The organism is Chitinophaga sp. RAB17 (genome assembly GCF_052114225.1).
Lineage (GTDB): Bacteria > Bacteroidota > Bacteroidia > Chitinophagales > Chitinophagaceae > Chitinophaga.
On the sequence record NZ_JBFREI010000001.1, the window covers coordinates 404,295 to 428,261 of the forward strand.

Here is a 23,967-nt window from a genome sequence, read left to right on the forward strand (position 1 = left end):
GTGTTTACTTATATTCTAAAAGTGCCGTTGCGTTACAATCTTTATCGCTGATAAAGCGAATCCACCTTGCCTGGAAGCCTTTGGGGAACTGGTAGTTAAACGTTTCCCCGGGAGCTACCGTCACTGTTTTATACGGCATCCAGCTGCCGTCACCAACAGGATCTGTTTCGATGGTGAAAGTGATCTTCGTTTTTGCATCATGCGAAAGTTGCAGACTGCGGTTATCATAAAAGCCGATGAGATATGGATCGGAAGGTTGTGCAGCAGTAACGGCCGTATGCTGCCATGGTCCGCCATGTCCGGTGGGCCGGCCCATTTGCCACAGGTCATCAATCGCACCTGCCCACACGGCCGCTTTTTTATCATCGGATACAATGATGTGTTCACCGGCTTTTGTGGCCGGGTCAATCCCCGTCATGATCAGCATACCTCTGTAGGCCGCATAATCATTGATGCGGAAATGATGAGAAGAAACCGGTCTTATTTTCGCATAGCCATCTGCGTTTTCCGCAGGCAATTCATAAAAAGTGCCGTGGCAGTTAAACAGGTCTCTTTCTGTAGATACCTCCCTGCAAATACGCAAAGCCGCTTTACCCGTGAGGGCTGTGTAGGCAGCATCGCCTAAAGGCAGTCGCCAGCGCCGGCCTTTATCATCTACGATCAGCACAGAAGACGCTTCTATATTTACCGCCTGCCGGGGGATCGCAAACTTTTGCTGAATAAAAGCAGCCGTAGCAGCATCGTCTTTCTGCTGCAATTGCATGTCTGCATTCAGTTCATAATAGCCAATATCAGTAGCATCGCCGTTGTTATACGTGCGCGCAGCTACGCCCAATGCGCGGCGGTCGTTGCCGAGCCCGTACAACAAACCTCCTTTTACGTTGTCTGTAGTGACTTTACTGAGGCCATTGAAAATAGGCGCGGCCACCGTGTTACGATGATCGTTGGCAGTGAAGGAGAAATGCGCAGTAGCGACTACGGAGGTACCCGCCGTTACGCGGATCCACTCTCCCGGCATGTTTTCCGGGAAAATAACTTCCGCTGCCTGTCCGGGCGCTACAGTCACGGTTTGCGCGGTGGCCCAGCTACCGTTGCCGCTGTTATCTGTTTCAAAAGTAAATACCACGGGGTGTGTACCATTATGCTGTATGCGCGCACTGCGCTGTGGCCAGCCGGCAAATAAAAACGGTTCGGATGCCACGCCCGCTTTCACGGCTTCTTTCAGCCATACGGCTCCTTCCGCGGTATTGGGGCCCAGCTGATCCGGTTGCTGCAACCCGGTAAACCACAGGTTGGAATTGGATTGCCCCGGTCCTTCTATATTTCCTTTGGCGCTGCGCTTGTTGAGAAATTCTTTCTGTGCGGCATCATCGCAACCGAATACCAGCTGATCCTGCCAGCGGGTATAGTCGCCTATCACTTTCAGGTAAGCACTACGGGGACGGATACCCGCCGTATGTCCGCTTGCAAAGGTAGCCGGGAACTTCCAGAACATGCCATGCATGGTCATGAGATAATCCGGTTGCGCCGTAGTACCTACATCACGGATGCGGGGCCATTCAGTATTCCAACCATGAGCACCATCATAGGTATGACTGGCTTTAGGCAAACGGAAGAACTTCCAGGTTCCCTGATCTCTTAAGCCCAGCAACAACGATTTATGATCCCAACCGGTAGCCCATATGGGATCGGTAGCCGGATTTTTATTTCCGGAGATGCCACCTGGACCGGTGATTTCCACAAACTGATTCCGGCGCACTACTTTCCAATCTTTCCCATTCCATTCAGATAAGGAGCCGGCTTCTATATCAAAATCTGTGAGTGCTTTAGGGCCTGGTTCACCGTTATTGGAATAAATCAATACGCCCTGGCCGGAATATAGTCCCTTGCCATGTGCTCCCGGTAATAAAGCGGAAGGAGTGTTGGCAGTGGTGTCGGCACCTTTTTTATTTTTCACATTTCCATCTTCGTACAATAGCGTTGGCTGCAGGGTATGTACATCTACTTCATAAAAACCTTCCTCCATGGTACCATAATATATTTTACCGGCAGGGTCAGTAAGATGACGTGCATTGCCCGTATGCCGCCCCGGCATGGCCGTGTAGGGAATTACCCGCACTACGCCCCTGTCGCTGATAGCATAGGGTCCGATAAATAACTGGTTACTCTCGGGATGGATCATCCGATTGGCGGGAGTACCGCCAATACTTTCAGGTCGTACGATCTGTTGCAGCTCCGGTGTTACTTCATAGAGCTTATCTGTAGACCCGAAAGGCATATGCGGACCATAAGTAATAACCCATAGTTTGCCGGCCCAGGGCACTACTGCCCCGGTGCCGCATTCTCCTTCTTTATTGTACATGGCCAGCTGCGGGTAAATACCGCTGTAGGCACGGGGTTTACCCGCCTGTGCATCGGCCCTATTATGGTGACAGGCGCCACTCAACAACCCCATAACGATACTCCACGCAGCCAGATGTTTGCTTCTTTTCATATATGCTTAATAGTTAGGATTCTGTATCAGGTGACTGGTCAGTACTTCATTTGATGGAATAGGCCAGAGGTATTGCCGGGTAGCATCAAACTTGCGTACTGCAATTTGTTTCACCAGTCCGGCGCTATACATCGGTGTAAAATCAGCGATGCCATCTGCATCCAGTACAGGTGTTTGCGGGAAAAACCATAGTCCCGGCTTCACTACTTTCGTGCGCAAGTCAGCAGGATCCAGCAAGCCGTAGTTGGCTTTATTCAGTACTTTCTCTGCAAGGCGCCAGCGGATAATATCCATGTAGCGCACACCTTCCAGGGCAAATTCCATCCGTCTTTCTGTACGGATAATTTTAGTGAGTCCCGTTTTATCAGTGGTAGTCACCGCCGGGTACGCAGCTGTATTCGTATAAGCGGTACCGTATGCGCGGGCCCTTACTTTATTAATAGCATCGAGCACTGACTGATCTATTTCACCCAACGCTGTTTTAGCTTCTGCATACATCAGCAATACATCCGCAAAACGGATAATAATGTTATCCGGTTCTACAGTCCAGGAGTTGAGCAACCAGTCGCCATCAATTCCCTTCTTCCACAGCAAACCGTTGAAGGAAGCATACTGTGCAATGGAGCGGGTATCTTTATTCTCTACGTATTTGTTGTCCGATACTTTTAGTACTGTCACAGAATCCGGATGTGGCTGAAATATATAGCCCAGGTGTGGTGTCTGGAATTCCACGATGGTAGCCGTACACCGGGGATCGCGGTTATCGAAGGGGCGGCGTGGATTAAACAGCGGTGACTGATCAATCGGCAATCCATCTTTGCAAAGGAAAGCGCAGAACAAGTCCCAGGAAGGATCTTTCGCAGCCCAGCCACCGGAATTGCGTGTTACAAAATTCTGGCAATCACCCAAGGTTACCTTCAGCGTTACAGACCTGGGGAAACCCAATACCGTTTCCGCGGAATTTTTTGTTTTGGATAAAAAGAGATTACTGAAATTATCGTGGAGTTGATAAACATTGAGATCCATACAGGCTTTGGCAGCTGTTTTTGCAGTAGCCCAGTCACCCATGTACAGGGCAATACGTGCCTTCATAGCCAGCGCAGCACCTTTGGTGGCGCGTTTCAGGTCTCCACTGCCAACAGTCGTTTTCAAGGTGGTAGCAGCGATGTCAAAGTCGGCATAAATTTTCTGCAGTACTTCCTGCTTGTCCATTTGCTTCATCTGCAATGCCTGTTCTATATCCAGAATCGAATCCGTATAGATGATGTTGCCATAGTGTGATAACAGGCGGGAATACTGGCAGGCTCTTACAAACCTGGCTTCTGCCGAATAACTGTTCATCTGATCGGGCGATAATACTTTGGCGGCACGTGAAATGCTGCTTAAGATATTATTGGTTCTGGCGATGGCTTTATAGGTTTTAGTCCACCAGTCTTTGACAAAGGTAGTTTCCCCATTGATAGTAGCGCCGGTGACTTCTGTTGTTGCATCGCGGTACGTCCAGTCATCCGTCCACTCATCGCTGTCTTTCAACCAGAAATCCGACTTATACAATCCGTTGAGTGACATTTCAATTTCTTCCGGCGTGGAGTTCCATGTTTCGCTGGAACCATCCGACAGCGGATGCAGATCCAATGAGCCACAGGAGGTCATCAACAAGCCGGCTATGAGTATAATGGTAAGTTGCTTCATGATCGTGGAATTTTAGAATTTAACGGATGCGCCAAAAACATAACTGGTGGTAATAGGATAACCGAGTCCACCTTGTTCCGGATCCCATCCTTTGGGAAAATGATGTAGCGAAAACAGGTCGCTAACGCTGGCGTATAAACGAATACCCTGTATATGCATTTTCTTCACCAGGTTGTTGGGCATCGTATAACCCACATTAATATTTTTCAACCGGAAGTAAGCCCCGCTAACAATCCAGAAGTCAGACATGGCATAGTTATTCCCGGCCGAAGTATTGGTGTAGCGGGGATACTGTGCTGCTTTATTCTGCTCAGGTGTATTATACCTGCTCCAGGAATGGCCGTCCAGGATAGCCGGGAAAGTGCCATAATTTTCCCGCAGTGGCTGTACCATATCCGTGGTAAGACGGGAATTTTGTTTACCTACACCCTGCATGGTCACACCCAGGTCCCAGTTTTTATATCCCATCTGAACAGACGCCCCATAGATATACCTTGGCAGTGAACCTCCCAGCGGTACCCGGTCATATTCAGGAGAAACTTTTCCATCAGGTACACCATCGGGCCCACTGATATCACGGTAACGGATATCTCCGGGTTTTACGTTGGCGTTCAGGCGGGGTGATTTATCTACTTCTTCCTGGGTCTGGTAAATGCCATCCGATACATATCCGTACCACTCGTTAAATTCGGTGCCCTGCCTGATGATAGAATCTTTCAGGAACTGTGTACCACCCAGGTTACCCATTTTGGTGACAAAGTCGGAGAGGTTCAGAGATACGCTGTAATTGAAGTCCCCGATCCGGTCGTTCCAGCCCACCTGCATTTCCCAGCCTTTGGTGTACATGGTGCCGGTATTCTGGAAGGGGTTATCGTAGCCGATGTAATCCGGTATTTCCAGTTCCAGCAAGATATCGCTGGTCGTTTTCCGATAGTAGTCACCGGTAAAGCGTAAACGGTTTTGCAGGAAGTTTACATCTGCGCCGATATCCCAGGAGCGGGTAGTTTCCCAGGAGATATCGCGGATAGCATACTGCCATTGTGCAGCTGATTGTCCCGATACCACGGTATTGCCTTTATAAAAAAGGGAATTATTTTCGAACTTGAGCAACGCCTGGTAAGGATAGTTACCGATTCTTTCATTGCCAAGAGAACCCAGTGAGGCCCTTATTTTCAGGAAAGACAACCAGGGGGCTGACTTTTTCAGGAAGTTTTCTTCTGATGCCACCCACCCTGCAGAGAAAGAAGGGAAGGCTCCCCAGCGATAGCCGGGTGCAAAACGGGAAGAGGCATCATAGCGGATATTTCCCTGCAACAGGTATTTATCTTTATAGCTATACATGACTCTGCCAAACCAGGAACGATAGGCATTTTCAAAAGCCTTGCCGGTATTATCCCGGAACTCCAGTGGACCGAGATCCAGGTAAGGATAGTTATTCAGCTGGTATTGCCCTCTGGAGGCGCCAAGCAGTTCATCTGACGCTTTGTAAAACTCGTAGCCTCCCATCAGGTTAATGCTATGTTCTTTCAGTTGTTTGGTATAGTTCACCAGGAACTGGGTGGTATAACGATAATTATCATTACGGCTTTCTTCCAGTTTGGTTTCTGTAGCGCCTTCAATATAACCGGAGATGGATCCGGGGTTATTATAGGCAGTGTAAGGAACTTTCTGTGTGAACTTTTTCCCTTTGTCAAAATTCAGGAAAGGGGCGATGATAGCGGAAACTTTCAGTCCTTCTATGGGTGTGAAATCAATACCAACTTTTCCACCGAGCTGGTTGAACCAGTCATGGTTAATACCGCCGTATTTCGTTTGTGCATAGATGTTAGCCCCATCTTTACCTGCGCCAATGCGGCCATCAGACCACAATGCCGCATAAATAGGCGGCACTATACCCATTTTATACATCGGGTCCACAATAGGTTGCTGTACCATGGTGCGTTTGAAGTTAATATCTACGCTGGCAGCGAGGTATTTGTTGATGGTGATATCGTTATTGATACGGGTGGTGATACGGCTATAAGTACGGTTATCATACAGGGCGCCGTTTTTATCATATACCAGCGATACCCTGGAACGCAGCGTTTTACCGGCACCTGCAATGCTGAGCATATGTGTTTCACGTGGGGCGCTATTATGCAGGATCAATGCTCTCCAGTCGGTATTGGGATACTGATCCGGATTTTGTGTATGCAGTTGTGCGTAGTTGTCTACAATATCTTTTGTATAGGTAGGGTATTCATTGGCGTTATTGCCGTTATCATTCCATCTGAGTTCATTGGTGAGTTGCATAAAGCGCACTGCATCTACATATTGCGGCAGTTTGGTAGGTTTCTCTATACCATATTCATAGCTGTAGTTAAGATCCAGTTGTCCGTTCTTTGCGCGTTTGGTGGTTACCAGTATCACGCCGGCGGCGGCACGGGAGCCATAAATAGAAGCCGAGGCGGCATCTTTCAATACAGAAATATTATCGATGTCATTGGGATTAATAGAGTTGATATCATCTACCGGTACACCATCGAGGATCACCAGTGGTGTTGCGCCTGCGTCAGAAATAGTGGTAATACCGCGCACCCGGATCTGTGCTACAGCGCCCGGGGCATTATTATTACGGGTTACCATTACCCCCGGCATGGCGCCTTGTAATGCCTGTGAAATCTGGGTGGTTTTACGGGAAGCTACGGCATCCCCTTTTACAGAAGAAACGGCGCCGGTGAGGTCGCTCTTTTTCACGGTACCATAACCTATTACCACCAGTTCATCGAGGGCTGTATTAGCGGCTTTGTTCAGGCGAACATCCAGTTTATATTGTCCGCGTACGGTGAGTTCCTGTTTGTCGAAACCAATATAGGAAAAGAGGATAACGGCGCCATCGTTGATACCTGAAAGTTTATACTCTCCCATTTCATTGGTCACTGTAGCATTAGAGGTCCCTTTCTGCAACACAGTTACGCCCGGTAGCGGGGTGCCGGTATCGTCTGTTACCCTACCGGTAAGCGTCATCTGTAAGGTGAGCAATTTTAGTATGGGCGGCAGCGTGACTGGCACCTGTTTTTTTATAGAGATGGTTTTGTCCACAATAGAAAAACTCAGCTCCTGCCCGTACAATGCTTTGGCCAGCAGTTCTTCCAATGGTACCTGCTGCATAGACAACGTCACCGGGTGGCTGTTTTTAAGCAACAGGTTATCATAGAATACCACGTATCCTGTTTGTTTTTTGATAGCGGCAAAAACCGTTTTAAGAGACACCTCTTTCCCTGAAAAACTCACTGTCTGAGAAAGGCCCGTAGCGCTTACATTGAGGAAGACGACGGTAAGAAACACAAACGTTAACTTCATAGCTAACAGCATTTTGGTTGAGCATAGCGTGCGATGCCCGGGAGCTTTTCTGCGGGGTCCGAAAATGGTGGCCCATGGCATAGAAACAGCTTTCCGGCTGCAAAGAGCGTTACAAGTAATTTGCATACATTTGCATTGTTTGGTTGAGTGAATAAGGAGTCTTCGCCGACTTATTTTGTTCATTGCTATCCAGATGCCGCCGGAAATATTACCAGTATTTCCGGCTTTTATTTGCATAACAAGTAGATCCCGTAACCTTAGGGGTTTACGGAGTGGAATTCATTTTTACAATAGCAATTCAGAAACGTGGTTTTACTTCAATACCGTAATATTTTTTCCTTCGATCTTAAATCTGACATCATTTGCTTCCAGGATACTTAACACTTCCGACAGAGGCAATGAGCGTTGTATACCGCCACCAAAGCTCCTTTTAGGAATAGCTCCTTCATAGTTTACTTTTACATCGTACCACTGTTCTATTTGTTTCATCACGGTGGGCATGTCTGCATCTGTAAACTGGAAGAACCCGTTTTTCCAGGCAATAATTTCTTCTGTATCTATATTATTCATAACGGCTAATGCGCCGGCGTGTACCCTCGCCTGTTGTCCCGGTTTCAGCACAGCTCCCGTACTGCCGGTAGTTACCTTTACGGCGCCATCCACCAGCGTAGTACTGATAGTGGCTTCTTCGGGGTAGGCATTGATATTAAATCGTGTGCCCATAACCGTAACATCTGTGGCGCCTGCTGCTACTTTAAATGGCATATTGACGTTGGCAGCCACTTCAAAATATACTTCTCCCGTAATGGTTACTTTTCGTTCCTTGCCTGTAAAAGCTGCCGGATAATAAATGGAAGAGGCAGCATTGAGCCACACTATGGTACCATCCGGTAATTTCAGGCGGTACTGTCCTCCCCGCGGCGTGGCCATCCTGTTGTACATCGTGTTGCCATTGCCGTTACCTTCATAGGCCAGTTCCCCGTTGCTTTGTTTTACTATTTTAACATTACCCTGTTGTGTGAGCAGGCCATTGCCGGCGCTGTCCAGCGTAATCACACTTCCATCTGCCAGTGTGAGTGTAGCACGGTTGCCGCCCGGCGCTACCTCATTTTTATACCTCGTTTGTTTATCCGCGATCTCAGGCGACTTGGTAGTCATATACCGCAGCGCCCACCAGCCGCCCGTTCCCAGCAATAATATGCTGGCAGCCGCCCACCAGCCGTAACGAATAGTACGTGTTGGCGGCGCTACCTTCTCCGCAGGCGCCGCACCAAACAGCGAAGCCACAATGCGGTCCGACATCTCGTCCGGCATCCGGATCAATGGCACATGCGTTTCCCAGGCATCGCCCAGGGCTGCGGCCAGCTGATCATCTGTTGCCTCCCCATCTATCCACAATGCCAGCTCCTGCCTTTCTGCTGCTGTGGCGGAATTGTCAAAATATCGTTCTACCAGGTAGGTAATTCTTGCTGACGGCATCTTGCTTATTTACGGTAATCAACATCGGCTTCACGGTATCTATCTTACTATAGACAAACGGGAAGGCACCTATACCTAGTCCGGTGAAAATTTTTTTTATTTTTGAAAAGAAGTGAGGATCACCAGCAGGCAGGAAGCGCCTGTGGCGGAATGCAGATGTACGCCCAGCTGTTCCCGAATGGTACGCAGCGCCGCAATCATGTGGTTGTTGACGGTAGAAGGAGATATATTCAGGTGCCGGGCTATTTCATCATGCTTTAACCCCTGCTCCCGGCTAAGGGTGTAAACGAGCTTTTGTTTGGGAGGTAATTTATCCAGTGCTGACTTCAGCATTTCCTGTACTTCCCGTGCGTTTAAATGATCTTCTGCATTGGTGTTCAACACATTACCTGTTCTGTTGAGCTCAGACAGGATCAGCGTTTCCTTTGCCATACGCCGGAACGCATTCAATACCTGGTGCTGGGCCATCCGATAAATGTAGCCGCCAAACTGTTCTATGTTGACGAGGTTTTCCCGGTCTTTCCACAACTTCAGAAACACATCCTGGATTACATCTTCCGACATCTCCGGCGAATCTGTTAACCGCAGCAGGAAACTGTACAGTTTATGCTTATGCAGGTGAAAGAGACGCGCAAACGACTCTTCATGCCCTGCCGCAGCCTTTTGCAGCAATAATTGTTCATTGATGACCATCTCCATGAAACAGGATAAAGTGGAATAGTATTACATAACGTAGTCATACTAAAAGTAAAGATTCAAATTGAATATTTGAAAATTAAAAAAAAATAATTTTATGGGAACGTTCCCTATCGCTGTAACTGGCCGATCAGTGGAGAAAAAATTCGGGGAATTTTTTAATCATAAATTGCTACATCGTCGATATTGAAATCTTCGTCTAACTGAACTTTTACTTCATTACCCGGATAACTTTTCAGCGATGTAATCCAATGCAAAGCCTTCCGGAAATGCGATGACTTTCACCAGCTTCAAATCATTTTCCAGGGCAGTGAAATCATCGGCTGTTGGTATATAACCGGATTGTTGGTAAGCGCTTGTTGTTATTTCCCGGGCGATGGATGCTGTTATCTCTTGCAGCTGAACGGGTGTGAGATATACTATCAATCGTTGCAGTTCATTGATTAAACCATCGAAATCGGCGGGATTGGTGCTATCTTCCTCCAGATCAATTTCAATAGGGAAGGATTGATGGAGAGATGGGGAGCGTATGGTTGCTTGCAGGAGGTTATTTTCGATAGAGATGTTGTTGATGATGGCGGGAGGATGGGTCATACTGTTGCGAATTAATTAACTTTACCTTTGAAATCAGATAAACGGAATACTCATTATCTCAGGCACTTCACAAGAAATTTATAGCTGCGCTATTGTCTTATGTACATTTTTCTTTTCCTTCTTTCTTAACGCTCTATTCGTTCTGATGTTATAGCCTTTTTCTTTTTCCGCGAGCATAAACCAACTAAAAGCCGGTATAGTATTATTGGAATGTAGTTCCAGCCTTATAAATAATTCATCATTCGGGAATTCCTTTTTATGAATGATCCGACTTAGACGAGTTTCATCCACACTTATTTCTGCTGCAAACTCCTTTTGTTTCTTGCCAAGAATGCGGATATATGCAGAAAGAAAATACCCGAAATGAAGTTCTTCCTGATATTCCAATGCCGATACGACCTCCTTTATTTGATATTTCAACTGCATAAGCTGACCATCCAGTCGTTCCTCCTTACTCCGGTTATTCCATTGTTCCATCCGATAAGCCACCAGTTCTTCGTCAGCTGCTGCTTTCTCTTCTGGTGAAAGCCCATGAGGATAAATATTATCCGGAAAGAGTTTCTCTTTTGCCTTCTTTTTTGCATTCATTTTTAATCGATTTCGATATACTCAGTGATCAATGCCTTCGCCGTGTTTTTTTCGAGCACAAGATTCTTTCCCATTGGCCTAAAGCGATACTTCTTTACATAATGTGATATAAGTTCAGTTTTGGGTATCAATGAAACGAAGCCATCAAATCCTTTTCTAAATGACATCTGGCATGCGTATGCGATAAGATTTCCAGCAACACGATCAAATGATTTTATGCCGCCCCTATTTTCCCTCGCTACTTCCAGCAACTTAATCTCCAATCTCAATTCGGCTTCATAGTCCAAATTTCCAGGGTCAAACAAAAGCTAAATCACACTCTTTTTCTCTTGGCATTTCACAATCATCAATTATACACTGCTATCATAAAGGCAGTACTAAACATTCGCAATAAATTTCCAAATAGAAAATTTTCACACAAATATTGGGGGAATAACAAACAGTATTAACAACAAACAAATCAAGCCCACAATTGAACATACAAGCGTACAAAAAAAGAAAGAGCCACCATTTACGGCAGCGCTATCAAAAGATAAGAGGACATCTCAAAATGACTTTTGAAATGCCCTCTTATCTTATAACTAAAAATATCGCCTACAACTCTCTCACCCAAATATTCCTGAAACTCAGTGGCTCACTCTTATCACCATGTGCCTGCAGTTTAATCGGGCTGGCGCCATGTGCCTGGCGATACGCTGCCTGGCCAATATATTGGGTAGGTCCTTTCAGTTCCACATCATTCTGCACCACTACACCGTTAAAGATCACTGTTACTTTGGCGGGTTTTACTACGGCGCCATCAGCACCAAATACCGGGGCATTCCAGATCACATCATACGTATTCCATTCACCTGGCTGCAGGGTAGGATTTGCCAGCGGAACAAACTGTTTGTAGATACTACCTGCCTGTCCGTTGGTATATGTTTTATTTTTATAGGAGTCCAGTACCTGCAATTCGTAACCGGCATCACCTTTACCCAGGGAGGCAAGGAAAATACCACTGTTACCACGGCCTTGTCCGGTACCGGTGATATTGGATGGCACACGCCATTCTATATGCAGCTGGTAATTGGTGAAGGTCTTTTTGGTTTCGATGTTACCTGATTTCTTGTTAACGGTGAGGATTCCTTTTCCTACCAACCATTCCGCTGGTTTCTCCCGGTCATCGGCCATTACCCACTGATCCAGGTTGCTGCCGTCAAACAATACCACAGCATCAGAAGGAGCAGCACCGGCTTTTTTGGCGGGAACTACTTCCGGTGGCACGGGGGTATACACCTCTGTATCTTCAGGCTTGGCTTTCTCCTGAGCATTTGCGGCACAAAATCCACCAGCTAAAAGCATGGTAAATAAGAATTTTCTTTTCATAATCTATATTTAACTGGAATTAATTTTTCGGGTTCAATAAAGTAACCGGTGTCACAATAATATACAAAATCCGATAGGGACGCAAGCATTTTTATGTCAGCGGTTAACGGTTTGGTAACATACAGTTAATACTAAAAAACATTCTTTGCGGATTATTTATGCTTAATTATACCGTGTTACCATTAAAATGAAAGGGGTTTTTCAGTTTATCGTTCTATGCTTGTTTATCTTTCCGGCTACTGTTACCGTTGCGCAGGACTCCCTGCCCCTGCAGCTAGCCGCGGCGGGAAAGCTCAGCAACCAATCACCTGATGCAGCTTTCCTGGCATTACGTAAAATGCACGACCAGGCGGTCAATGCCCATGATGAAGTCGCTGCCGGCAAATGCCTGCAACAAATGGGCAGGATCTGCTTCACACTGGGGCACTATGCCAAATCACTGGAATATTACCAGCAGGCCGCTACTCTTTTCGCCACTACCCGCCGGAAAGCGGAAGAAGCAGCCACCATCAATGATATAGGGCTGCTTTATTATCGCAATATTAATAAGAAAGGTGCCAAAGCCCAATATGATAAAGCATTAGCGCTGTACCGGGATATAAATGACAAGGCCGGTATGGCCGCCACCTACGGCTATATTGGTCATCATTACGAAAAACAACAACAGTACGACAGCGCGTTTTACTTCCAGCAACTGGCGCTGAAGCAGTACCAGGGCATACATGACACCTTCGGCATGGCCGGGATCTATGAAAACCTGGGCACCATCCATGAAGACCTGGAGAAATACGATACCGCCCTGTACTACTTTCAGAATGCCCTACGCTTGTATGAACTCCACCATGAACGCGTGGCAGGTATAGAAATTATTAACAATATAGGCGATGTGCTGAGGAAAACGGGCGACTACAAACGCAGTATGCCCTTTTCAAAAGAAGCCCTGGCCATTGCACAACAAACCAATAACAAATACCAGGAAGCCGCCGCAGGTAAAGATATCGCCAAAACATTTAACCTGTTGGGCCGCAACGACAGTGCCTATTATTATATGGAGCAAAGCCGCAAGTGCCTGGCGGAAATTTATTCTGAACAGAATAACCAGCAGATGAACTTCCTCCAGATCATTTATGATACCAACAAAAAGAATGATGAAATCATGCAGCTGGAAAACAGCCACCAGATGAACCGCATCATTTATACTGCGGTGGTCATCGTGGTCCTGCTCCTCATCCTTCTTTGCCTGCTCACCATTTCCCGGCAAAAGCTGAAGATCAGCCAGGCCCAGGCTGTATCAGAAAGGAATGCAGAACTCAACCGCGTACAGAAAGACCAGCTGGAACTGAAAAGTAAACAACTGGCTACCCATACCCTCGACGTTATTCAGCGCAACCAGTTCCTTGATGAACTGAGAAATACCCTCTCCCTCCTGGTACAGGAAGAAAAAAGGGACCAGAAAAAACAACTGCAGCAGCTGGTGCTGAAAATAAACCAGAACGTAAATCACGAAAAACAATGGAAAGAATTCACCGGCATCTTTGAACAGGTACACCAGGTGTTCTTCGATAAACTCAATGCGCTTTACAGCGATCTTACTACCAACGATATCAAATTACTCGCCCTCCATAAAATGAATATGGACTCAAAAGATATGGCCACTATCCTCGGTATTTCACCAGATAGTTTACGTGTAGCCAGGTATCGGTTACGGAAAAAATTAAACATCCCTGAAGGCGATACGCTCAACACTTTTGTGCAGGGACTGTGAAAGAATTACGAATTAGGAATTACGAATTACGGATTTGTGGGGAGATCACCCGCTATCCTTTCCCCACAAATCCGTAATTCGTAATTCCTAATTCGTAATTCTGTTAACAATAAGGTAATGGCGGATCATGTTACAAATAAACGACTAACTATCAATTACTTACATCTCATTTGTATACGCTGATTACGCTTTGTTTACGGGCTTGTTAACGCTGTATACATTTTGTTTACGGCACTTTCTTGTAATTTTTTTCAGAGCAGATCACATTTGCGATACCATTTGCCACGAACTCAAACGGTATCAAATTCATTAAAAATGAAAGCACTTTTAAACACGTTTTTATGTCTGCTGCTCAGCATCACTATCGCCAAAGCCGATGGTCTGAAAGGGCATGTTTACGATCAGAAAACAGGGGAACCGCTGGTAGGCGTTACCGTTATTCTGGAACAAACCAAACTGGTGGCGCTCACCGAACTGGATGGTTCCTTTGAATTCAAAAAGGTAACACCCGGTAAATTTACCCTCGTCATTTCCCACCTTACCTACAAAACACTCACACAACAAGTTACTGTTGTGGAAAAAGACAATCCCTACATCAATGTGTACCTGAGTGAACGCAGTAGCAAAAGTCTCAGCGAGGTAGTGATATCCGCCAACAACAAAGCCTCCTCAGAAAAAACCGCCCGCAAACTGGAACAGAAATCCGTCCAGATAATGAATGTGGTATCCGGTGCAGCGATAGAAGTATCGCCCGATTTAACCGTAGCCAACGTTATTCAACGCGTATCCGGCGTATCTATAGAGCGTAGCAGCAATGGCGACGGACAGTATGCCATTCTCCGTGGTATGGATAAAAGATATAACTATACCCTCATCAACGGGGTGAAAATACCCAGTCCGGATAATAAATACCGTTATGTACCCCTTGATCTTTTCCCATCCGAACTGTTAGAACGACTCGAAGTATACAAAACACTGACCCCTAACATGGAAGGCGATGCCATCGGCGGCGCAGTAAACATGGTCATGAAAGATGCGCCGAATAAGCTGTCCATCAATGCCAACGTTGCTACCGGCTATAGCCAGATGCTGCTCGACAAAGGATTTACAGCCTTCGATCATAGTGGCATCAATGGGAAATCGCCTTATGAAGTAAATGGCAAAAAATACAATGCCACACCTAAAGACTTTGCCACCGGTACCCTGAACTATCAACCTAAAAACTTTGCACCTAACGTAGTGGCTGGTTTATCAATAGGTCAGCGCTTCTTCAAGGATAAACTGGGTGTGATCCTGGCAGGTAGCTTCCAGAACAATTACCGTGGTACCACCAGTACCCTCTATAGCTCTGCAGCAGTGGAAACAGATAAAACCGAGGTGATTACCTCCATGCAGGATCGTCAATACAGCGAGCAACAAAAACGCAGTGGCCTCCATGGCAAAATAGATTATGCCTTCAATGACAATAATAAGCTGTCCCTGTATACATCTTACATGAACCTGCAAAGTTTCCAGACCCGTTCAGGCATCACTACCAACGTGTCTAATGCAGAGTTTGATCCTGCCGCCGGCAATGCACAGATCACCTACGAAGAGCGCTCCAGGAAAATAAACCAGCGCATCTATACTTCTACCCTGCATGGCGAACATAAACTTATTCCACATAAATTAAAGCTGCAGTGGTCTGCTGTTGTTTCTTCCGCACAAAACGAAGTGCCTGATAATACCACCATCAGTGTAAATGGTATACGCAAAAACTTTGTGGAAACACGTACCACGATAGATGATGGCGCCCGCCGGTGGGAGCGTAACACGGACAACGATATCGCTGGTTATGCAGACCTGACCTATACCGCCAGCATTGCCGGTACCAAGGTAGATTTCTCCGCAGGAGGATTGTACCGCGATAAACAAAGAAGCAGTTTCGTTAATAACTACGTATTTAAGCCGCTCCATGTAGGCGATGTATATGGCAAAGATTTCAACAGCTATACCGATATTCAATGGGAATTACAAAACCCAACCGGTGCAGTGGATAATGCCCTGACCTACGATGCCAGCGAAAAAACAGCTGCCGGATATGGCATGTTCAAATTCAAGGTAGCTTCCATGGAAATCACGGGTGGCGCAAGGATGGAACATACCGATCAGGGATATCATATGCTTTTTCCCAAAGGAGAGAGCCGTCCAACAGGCAACCAGGTATATACGGACGTATTACCCAGCCTGACGCTGAAATATGAGCTCACCTCCTACCAGAACCTCCATGCTTCCTACTTCCGTTCCCTCAACCGCCCGGGCTTCTTTGAGCTGGTGCCTGGTCCTATCGTGCATGAAGAATATAAGGAAATAGGTAACCCGGATCTGAAACGTGCCCTGGCCGATAATTTTGACCTCCGCTATGAATTATTTCCAAATCATACCGATCAGTTACTCTTAGGTGTATTCTATAAAAAAATTAAGGATCCTATTGAAAACACCATTATCCCCGGCGGTATTCGTGGACAGGATCAGTTCTACATGCCCGGCAACTTTGGTACAGCCCATAATTACGGACTGGAAGTGGATTACATCAAATTCTTCCACAACATAGGTTTCAAGGCGAATTATACCTATACCAACTCTGCTATCACTACCTCAAAAAGCTATCGGTTCAGAGATGATAAGGGCGACATCCATACCGCATCCACTCAGCAAACAAGACCTCTGTACGGCCAGTCAGCGCACATTGGAAACCTCTCCCTGTTGTATAAAGACACACAACATGGATGGGACGCACAGCTGGCGGGGTCCTATACCAGCCCACGTATCACCGTAGTATCGCAATTTCTGGATAATGATTACTGGCAGAAAGGATTCGTCCAGATGGATATTTCCGTGGAAAAAAGATTCCGCAATAACTTCAGCATTTTCGCCAAAGCAGGCAATCTCCTGAATACGCCAACTGAATTATTTATCAAAGGCACCAACGATAAAAATGCTACCATTCCCGGCCAGGGAAAATCAAACGAAACACTGCTCAGAAGAGATTATTACAAACAAACTTACCTGCTCGGTGTACGTTACAAATTATAAACGAATCTAAAATATTCATCGTCATGAAATATAAAAATATTTTCTTTTACATCGCTTTCATCACCACCGTCATTACCGGTTGTAAAAAAGCCAATATAGCAGTAGACCTTTCAGAAAACAACACTGGTGGTAGCGGTATTCACGGAGAAGTATTTGGTATCTGGTCTAAAGGAAGCACACAGCGGATTACCGGCGATATCATTATACCAGAGGGTAAAACACTGGTAATAGAAGAAGGTGTGATTGTAATCATGGATACCCTCACCAAACCGGAAATAATTGTAAAAGGTAACTTCTACTCCATGGGAACACCCGAAAACCCGGTGAAATTTACCATCGAAGAAAACCTCCGCAACGACACCCGCAAATTTGGCAAACAGTGGGGAGGAATCCTTGCTACCCCTACCTCCGCTGAACTCCTGCTGGACAATACGATCCTGGAATACGGCGGCGCCACTACCACCGAGTCTTCCACTTCCGTGAAAATGGGCCTTTATAAAGCGACCAGCGGCGAAAACCTTCCTGCTTTATGGTATAGCAATGTGAATGGTAAACTGGTGGTGACCAACTGCATTTTCAGGAATTTCAACGAAGACTGTACCTATATTGAAGGCGGTAAAATTATCTTCTCCAATAATTCATTTTATAGCACCGGCATCACCGGTGGCGAAGGCATTAATATCAAATCCGGTTGTATCGCAGATGTGGCTTACAACCTGTTTTACGCCACCAACACCAATGCACTGAAGCTCTCTAACTCCGGCGACCGTACGCCGCAGGCACACGTCATTGCCTATAACAACACCATCCTCAACACCGGATGGAGAAGACCAACCGTAAAAGGTGGCTCTATCTGGGTGGAAGCAACCGTATTCGCCGAGTTACATAATAACCTGTTTGCCAACGCACGCTTCGGAATTAAAAGAGATACCAAAAAACCGGAAGATGCACGCTCTGTAATCAGCCAAAACCTTTATTATGGATTTGACCAGGCTACGGTAGATCAGTTCCAGCCTTCAAAAGATGTAGTAGGCGGTAAGAACGATGTCATCGGCACCAAAGCAGGTGACAACGATCCCAAATTCGTAAATTACCCACTGAACACAGCAATGAATAATCCGGACTTTAACAAAAGCTGGGACTTTCACGTACAGGCAGGATCACCCGCCATTGGCGCAGGTACAACCGCATTCGTACGCAACTTTGCCGCCGGCCTGGTGATGAATGGTTATACCTATTCTTCCCCCGCCCCATCTTCTACCATCGGCGCCTTTGGCACTAAAAACTAAACAGCGAACTAACACACATGACTAAACGCAATATATTATTATTCACAGCAGTCCCCGGACTGCTGTGTTTTCTTGCTTGTGCAAGACCAGCTGCCAAAGCAAACAGTAACGGGAATACTAACACCAACGCATCAACGAATACAGCATATACGGATACGACTAACGCTATTCAGCCCGCCATCGTTACTGAACACGTACAGTTCGATTCCGATGATCCCGCCATTTGGGTAAATCCAGCCAATCCCGCACAGAGCCTGGTAATCGGGACGGATAAATCAGCAGACGGCGCCCTCTACGTATTTGACCTGCAGGGTAAAATCAGGCAGGTAGTACATGGACTGCAACGCCCCAACAACGTAGACATCGCCTATGGCCTGCTGCTGAATGGAAAACGTGTAGACTACGCCGTTACCACCGAACGCATCACCCATAAACTCCGCTTCTTTTCACTACCCGATATGCAACCCATCGATGACGGTGGCATTCCCGTATTTGAAGGGGAAACAGAAAAACAATACCGCGACTTAATGGGCATCGCTGTATACACCAATAAAAGCGGTCAGCAATACGCCATCGTAGGACGCAAAACCGGTCCGCAGGATGGTACCTATTTATGGCAATACCTGCTCTCCGACAACGGCGCCGGCAAAGTAAAAGCTACACTGGTACGTAAGTTTGGCCACTACAGCGGCAAAAAAGAAATAGAATCTATTGCGGTAGATAACGAAGCAGGATACATCTATTATTCAGATGAACAATACGGTGTAAGACAATACTATGCAGCGCCGGAAAAAGGAAATGAAGAACTGTCCCTTTTCGGAACCACCGGATTTACGGAAGACCATGAAGGCATTTCTATCTATAAAACATCTTCCAAAAAAGGTTACCTGCTGGTATCTGACCAGGGAGCCAATAAATTCCATATCTTCAGCAGAGAAGGCACCAAACATACCCTCCTTAAAGTGGTAAAAGTAAGTGCCAGTCATAGTGACGGCTCAGATGTAGTGAGCATCCCGCTGAATGATACCTTCCGGCATGGTTTATTTGTAGTGATGAGTGATGACAGGACTTTCCATTATTACAGATGGGAAGATATTGCCGGTAAACAACTGGAATTCGCGCCAACAAAAAAATAATGCCCGCTATATGAAATCGATCGTCCTTGCTTCCATGCTACTATTGTCCGGCTATACCATGACACAGGCACAGGAAGCACCTGTTAAAAAAGTAACGCTTACGCCTAAACTACTTCGTGGCCCCTATTTACAGGCAGCCAGCAGTGAAGGCATATTAATCCGCTGGCGCACCGATGCCTCTTCCAGAAGCCGTGTTAAATATGGTACCTCACCGGATAAGCTGGATCAGCAAGCAGACGATGCCAACCTGGTAACAGAGCATAAAGTAAGGTTAACAAATCTGCAACCCAACACCCGCTACTACTATTCCATTGGCGGCTACAAAGACCCGTTGCAGGGCGATGCCAACAACTACTTCGTAACCCTGCCGGCAATCGGCAGCACAGCACTGTACCGCATTGCCGCCCTCGGCGACTGCGGCGACAACTCCGTAAACCAGCGACAGGTAAAAGAACAACTGGTAAAGTACCTGGGTAACAACTACCTCAACGCATGGATATTACTGGGAGATAACGCTTACCCCGATGGCACTGACGCGGAATACCAAAGCAAATTCTTTAACGTATACAAAGATGATTTGCTGAAAAAATATCCACTGTTCCCTGCCCCCGGCAATCATGATTATCATGATACCGATCTCTCAGAAAGACAGGCGCAGCTCACTCACCAGACCACTTATTACCAGAACTTTTCCATGCCCACCGAAGGGGAATCCGGTGGCGTGCCTTCTCATACCTCTTCTTTCTATTCCTTCGACCTGGGCAACATCCACTTCCTGTCGCTCGATAGCTATGGTAAAGAAGACAGCGCCTACCGCCTGTACGACACCACCGGCCCACAGGTGACCTGGATCAAGAAAGACCTCGCGGCCAATAAAAACAAAGGCTGGGTGATTGCTTTCTGGCACCATCCTCCATATACCATGGGCTCGCATAACTCTGATGAAGAAGATGAACTGGTACATATCCGGGAAAACTTTATACAGGTACTGGAACGCAATGGCGTAGACCTGGTGCTGAACGGACATAGCCACGACTACGAAAGATCCCGCATGATCAAAGGACATTATGGGATGGCCAACACTTTTGATCCGGCCAAACATAACGTCAGCAACTCTTCCGGACGATATGACGGTGGTAACAATGCAGCGCCTTATATCAAAGACAGTGTCCGCAACACCGGCACCGTATACGTGGTGAGTGGTTCTGCCGGAAAACTCGGCGGCAAACAAACTACCTTTCCGCACAAGGCCATGTACTTTTCAGATGCAGACCATGGCGGCGCCAGCATGCTGGAAATCCAGGACAACCGCCTCGATCTGAAATGGATCTGCGCAGATGGTACTATCCGCGATCAGTTTACCATGATGAAAAATGTAAACCGCCAAACGGATATCCGCATTAAAAAAGGACAAACAGCTACCTTGACGGCATCTTTTATTGGTGCCTATAAATGGAACAATCGTGCAGATACCAGCAGAAGTATAACGGTTACGCCTACTGCGGCAGTTACCAAATACACGGTTACAGATGCGTTCAATAATGTAAAAGATACTTTCACCGTACATGTATCGAAATAAAATCAACTGGATCATCTGGCCACTGTTTGTGCTCACCGCTGTTTTCAGCGCCTGGGGATTTAAACAGACAGCAGATGACAACGGTGTTTTAAATACTGTCAACGTTTTCAGGGAAGGCGCCGCCGGTTTTGCGGCGGCCTCCCTGGAAATGGAACAGGCCATGCATAACCTGGATGCTGCGCAGCCGCACAGTGTTACCCAGGCCAGAGATGCACTTAGAAAATGCCGGCTGCAATACAAACGAATAGAATTCTTTCTCGACTACTTCTTCTTCAGCTCTTCCCTCGTATATAATCGCCCCGCTAAAACAGAAATTGACGAACCTTACATGGAATACCAGGCCCCTGCCGGATTACAGCAGATGGCAGTATTGCTATATGACAAAGATCCCGTTTCCCATAAAAAAGCATTGCTGGAAGAAGCCGCCGTAATCAGTGCTTCAGCCACAGATCTGCCAGCCCTCCTCTACCAGTTTCATACCACCGACAAAGCGATTATGGAAAGCATCCGTATCGAACTGGTACGGCTATACGCAAATGGTATCACCGGCTATGATGCACCGGAATTAAAAAGCGGCATCGCAGAAACGTGTCAGTCTTTGCAAACGATCCAATCAGTGCTACAGCCCTGGATCGGTACTTCTTCTCCCGAAAATATACCTGTAAAAAACTTCCTTACCCGGTGTATACAGTACCTGCAGCAACACCCCGATTTTGATACGTTCAACAGACTGGAATTTCTGTCCGCTTATGCACTGCCCCTGCAGGAGCAGTTAAGCAAACTGATTGTTGCATTGCAACTGGATCAGCATACGCGTAGTGCTCTCAACTACAACGCTAAAAACCTGTTCAGTAAAGATGCCTTAAATCCAGCCGCCTTTCCCGATAGCAACCCGGCTACTTTTGCTATGAAAGCATTAGGACAGCAACTATTTTTTGAAAAAGCATTATCCGGAAATAATACCCGCAGTTGCGCCACCTGCCATCAGCCGGAAAAATATTTCAGCGATGGGATAAAAACCAGTATCGCTTTTGACGGTAAAAGCAACGTTCGTAGAAATGCTCCCAGTCTGTATTACGCAGGATTCCAATATGCACAGTTCTGGGATGGCAGAGCCGGTAGTTTATCCAAACAGATTGCGCAGGTTATTAGTAATCCGGAAGAAATGAATGGCGTACATGCAGTGGTGATCAGCCGGCTTAGAGATAGTGTTCGTTACCAGCAGGCGTTTCATAATGCCTTTCCGGAGCAATCACTTGCTCCCTCCGCCACTATTACGATGCCGCATCTCGCTGCTGCCATCGCCGCTTACCTCTATACACTCGCTCCTATGAGCAGTGCCATGGATGATTATTTCGCAGGAAATAAACAGGCGATGACACCTGCACAAATCAACGGGTTCAATTTATTTATGGGCAAGGCACAATGTGCTACCTGCCACTTCGCACCACTGTTCAACGGACTTACACCACCGTTTTACCAGTTCACTGAATTTGAAAACTTAGGCATGCCTGCCAATGATGACCTGTTGCATCCACAGGCCGACAAAGACGCCGGCAGGTTTGAATTTTTCCCGATCGATTTCTATAAGCGCGCCTTTAAAACACCGACGGTTCGTAATAGCGCCATGACTGCTCCCTATATGCATAACGGTGTATTTAAGGACCTGGAAAAAGTGATGGAGTTTTATAACGCCGGAGGCGGCAATGGCCTCGGGATGGAAGATCCTTACCAGACTTTATCCCCTGCCAAACTGGGGTTAAACCCTGCGGAAATAAAGGATGTTATTGCTTTCCTGCATGCCCTGACCGACCGGCCTGTTGCCACACATGATTAATGTATGACACCTTAATTATCCCCAAAATCAATTCTTTGATTTTTACAAGTCGTTCTTCTATTTTCACAATTTTTGGTGAATCATACCGGCTTACCTTTGATCCATCAAAATTGAAAAAACATGGAAACGACTCAAATATCTCCTGTACATACTTTTCGCTTAGGGGACGAATTCAATATTAACCGGGTAGGTTATGGTGCTATGCAGCTGGCTGGTCCCCGTGCTTTTGGTGAAGCCGCAGACCGCGCCAATTCCATCAGGGTATTGCAACAGGTGGTGGCTTCAGGTGTTAACTTTATTGATACCGCTGCAGCCTATGGCCCGGAAACAAATGAACGTCTCATCGCAGAAGCACTGCATCCTTATAAGAAAGACCTAGTTATCGCTACCAAAGGTGGTTTCCAGCGCCCCAGTGCGGAACAGTGGATACCAGACGGATCACCCGCCTGGATCACTAAAAACATAGACGACAGCCTTAAAAACCTGAAGGTGGATCATATCGACCTGTGGCAACTGCATCGTATAGATCCGAAGGTGCCGGTAGAAGAAACGCTGGCAGCAGTAGCCGCCGCTGTGAAAGCAGGTAAAGTCAAACATGTGGGCCTCTCCGAAGTAAGCGTGGCGCAGATTCAGCAGGCAGAAAAAGTATTGCCAATCGTATCTGTACAAAATCTCTATAACCTGGGCAACCGTCAATGGGAAGACGTACTGGATTATACCACACAAAAAGGCATTGCCTTTATTCCCTGGTATCCGCTGGCTTCGGCTCCACAATCACTGGAAGCAAAGATCAGCAGCATAGCAGGTCGTTATAACGCCACCACGGCGCAGATTGCGCTGGCCTGGTTGCTGAAACGTGCCGCTAACATCCTGCTCATTCCAGGTACCAAGAGCATCGCTCATCTGGAAGAAAACCTCAAAGCAGGAACAATCGAACTAACAGCAGAAGATTTCGCGCTGCTGTCCGCATAAAAATAGCTTTTAGCCATTAGCTTTTAGCTTTTAGGAAATGCAGCGAAGACTAACATTTATT

At 46.6% G+C, this 23,967-nt stretch carries 15 protein-coding genes; 7 read left to right on the forward strand and 8 right to left on the reverse strand.

Going from position 1 to position 23,967, the window contains the following annotated elements; genetic code table 11:
• Positions 1 to 4: 4 nt before the first annotated feature.
• The 8 genes from AB4Z08_RS01440 to AB4Z08_RS01475 form a co-directional block, all read right to left on the reverse strand.
• Positions 5 to 2,494, reverse strand: a complete 2,490-nt coding sequence (locus tag AB4Z08_RS01440) for a hypothetical protein (protein ID WP_441571984.1) — start codon at positions 2,492 to 2,494, stop codon at positions 5 to 7.
• 6 nt (positions 2,495 to 2,500) lie between these two features.
• Entirely contained in the window at positions 2,501 to 4,186 is a 1,686-nt protein-coding gene (locus AB4Z08_RS01445; protein ID WP_441571985.1) for a RagB/SusD family nutrient uptake outer membrane protein, read from the reverse strand.
• Positions 4,187 to 4,198: 12 nt separating this feature from the next.
• Positions 4,199 to 7,528, reverse strand: coding sequence for a TonB-dependent receptor (locus AB4Z08_RS01450; RefSeq protein ID WP_441571986.1), 3,330 nt, complete (start codon positions 7,526 to 7,528; stop codon positions 4,199 to 4,201).
• A 312-nt stretch (positions 7,529 to 7,840) separates the two neighbouring features.
• Positions 7,841 to 9,007, reverse strand: a complete 1,167-nt coding sequence (locus tag AB4Z08_RS01455; protein WP_441571987.1) for a FecR domain-containing protein — start codon at positions 9,005 to 9,007, stop codon at positions 7,841 to 7,843.
• A gap of 96 nt (positions 9,008 to 9,103) precedes the next feature.
• Positions 9,104 to 9,706 (reverse strand): RNA polymerase sigma factor, encoded by a 603-nt coding sequence (locus tag AB4Z08_RS01460; protein ID WP_441571988.1) that lies wholly within the window; start codon positions 9,704 to 9,706, stop codon positions 9,104 to 9,106.
• Positions 9,707 to 9,922: 216 nt separating this feature from the next.
• Positions 9,923 to 10,297: a hypothetical protein gene (locus tag AB4Z08_RS01465; protein ID WP_441571989.1), complete on the reverse strand. Its 375-nt coding sequence runs from the start codon at positions 10,295 to 10,297 to the stop codon at positions 9,923 to 9,925.
• 78 nt (positions 10,298 to 10,375) lie between these two features.
• Positions 10,376 to 10,885, reverse strand: coding sequence for a hypothetical protein (locus tag AB4Z08_RS01470; protein ID WP_441571990.1), 510 nt, complete (start codon positions 10,883 to 10,885; stop codon positions 10,376 to 10,378).
• 594 nt (positions 10,886 to 11,479) lie between these two features.
• A complete protein-coding gene (locus tag AB4Z08_RS01475; protein WP_441571991.1) occupies positions 11,480 to 12,253 on the reverse strand; it encodes a 3-keto-disaccharide hydrolase in 774 nt (257 codons plus the stop codon).
• Positions 12,254 to 12,440: 187 nt separating this feature from the next.
• Between AB4Z08_RS01475 and AB4Z08_RS01480 the strand changes: the two genes are divergently transcribed.
• The 7 genes from AB4Z08_RS01480 to AB4Z08_RS01510 all read left to right on the forward strand — a co-directional run bounded on the left by AB4Z08_RS01480 (position 12,441) and on the right by AB4Z08_RS01510 (position 23,906).
• Complete coding sequence (locus AB4Z08_RS01480; RefSeq protein ID WP_441571992.1) at positions 12,441 to 14,018, forward strand: tetratricopeptide repeat protein; 1,578 nt, start codon at positions 12,441 to 12,443, stop codon at positions 14,016 to 14,018.
• Positions 14,019 to 14,333: 315 nt separating this feature from the next.
• The gene (locus AB4Z08_RS01485) at positions 14,334 to 17,093 is read left to right on the forward strand and encodes a TonB-dependent receptor domain-containing protein (protein WP_441571993.1); all 2,760 of its coding nucleotides are present in this window, start codon (positions 14,334 to 14,336) and stop codon (positions 17,091 to 17,093) included.
• 23 nt (positions 17,094 to 17,116) lie between these two features.
• Positions 17,117 to 18,382 (forward strand): hypothetical protein, encoded by a 1,266-nt coding sequence (locus AB4Z08_RS01490; RefSeq protein WP_441571994.1) that lies wholly within the window; start codon positions 17,117 to 17,119, stop codon positions 18,380 to 18,382.
• 17 nt (positions 18,383 to 18,399) lie between these two features.
• Positions 18,400 to 19,518 carry a phytase gene (locus AB4Z08_RS01495; RefSeq protein ID WP_441571995.1) on the forward strand — a complete coding sequence of 373 codons (1,119 nt, stop codon included), beginning with the start codon at positions 18,400 to 18,402 and terminating at the stop codon, positions 19,516 to 19,518.
• A 10-nt stretch (positions 19,519 to 19,528) separates the two neighbouring features.
• Complete coding sequence (locus tag AB4Z08_RS01500; RefSeq protein WP_441571996.1) at positions 19,529 to 21,097, forward strand: purple acid phosphatase family protein; 1,569 nt, start codon at positions 19,529 to 19,531, stop codon at positions 21,095 to 21,097.
• On the forward strand, positions 21,084 to 22,934 hold the full coding sequence (locus tag AB4Z08_RS01505) for a cytochrome-c peroxidase (RefSeq protein ID WP_441571997.1): 1,851 nt from the start codon (positions 21,084 to 21,086) through the stop codon (positions 22,932 to 22,934). The genes AB4Z08_RS01500 and AB4Z08_RS01505 overlap by 14 nt, the downstream gene beginning before the upstream one ends.
• Positions 22,935 to 23,054: 120 nt before the next feature.
• Positions 23,055 to 23,906 (forward strand): aldo/keto reductase, encoded by an 852-nt coding sequence (locus tag AB4Z08_RS01510; RefSeq protein WP_441571998.1) that lies wholly within the window; start codon positions 23,055 to 23,057, stop codon positions 23,904 to 23,906.
• The last annotated feature ends 61 nt before the right edge of the window (positions 23,907 to 23,967 follow it).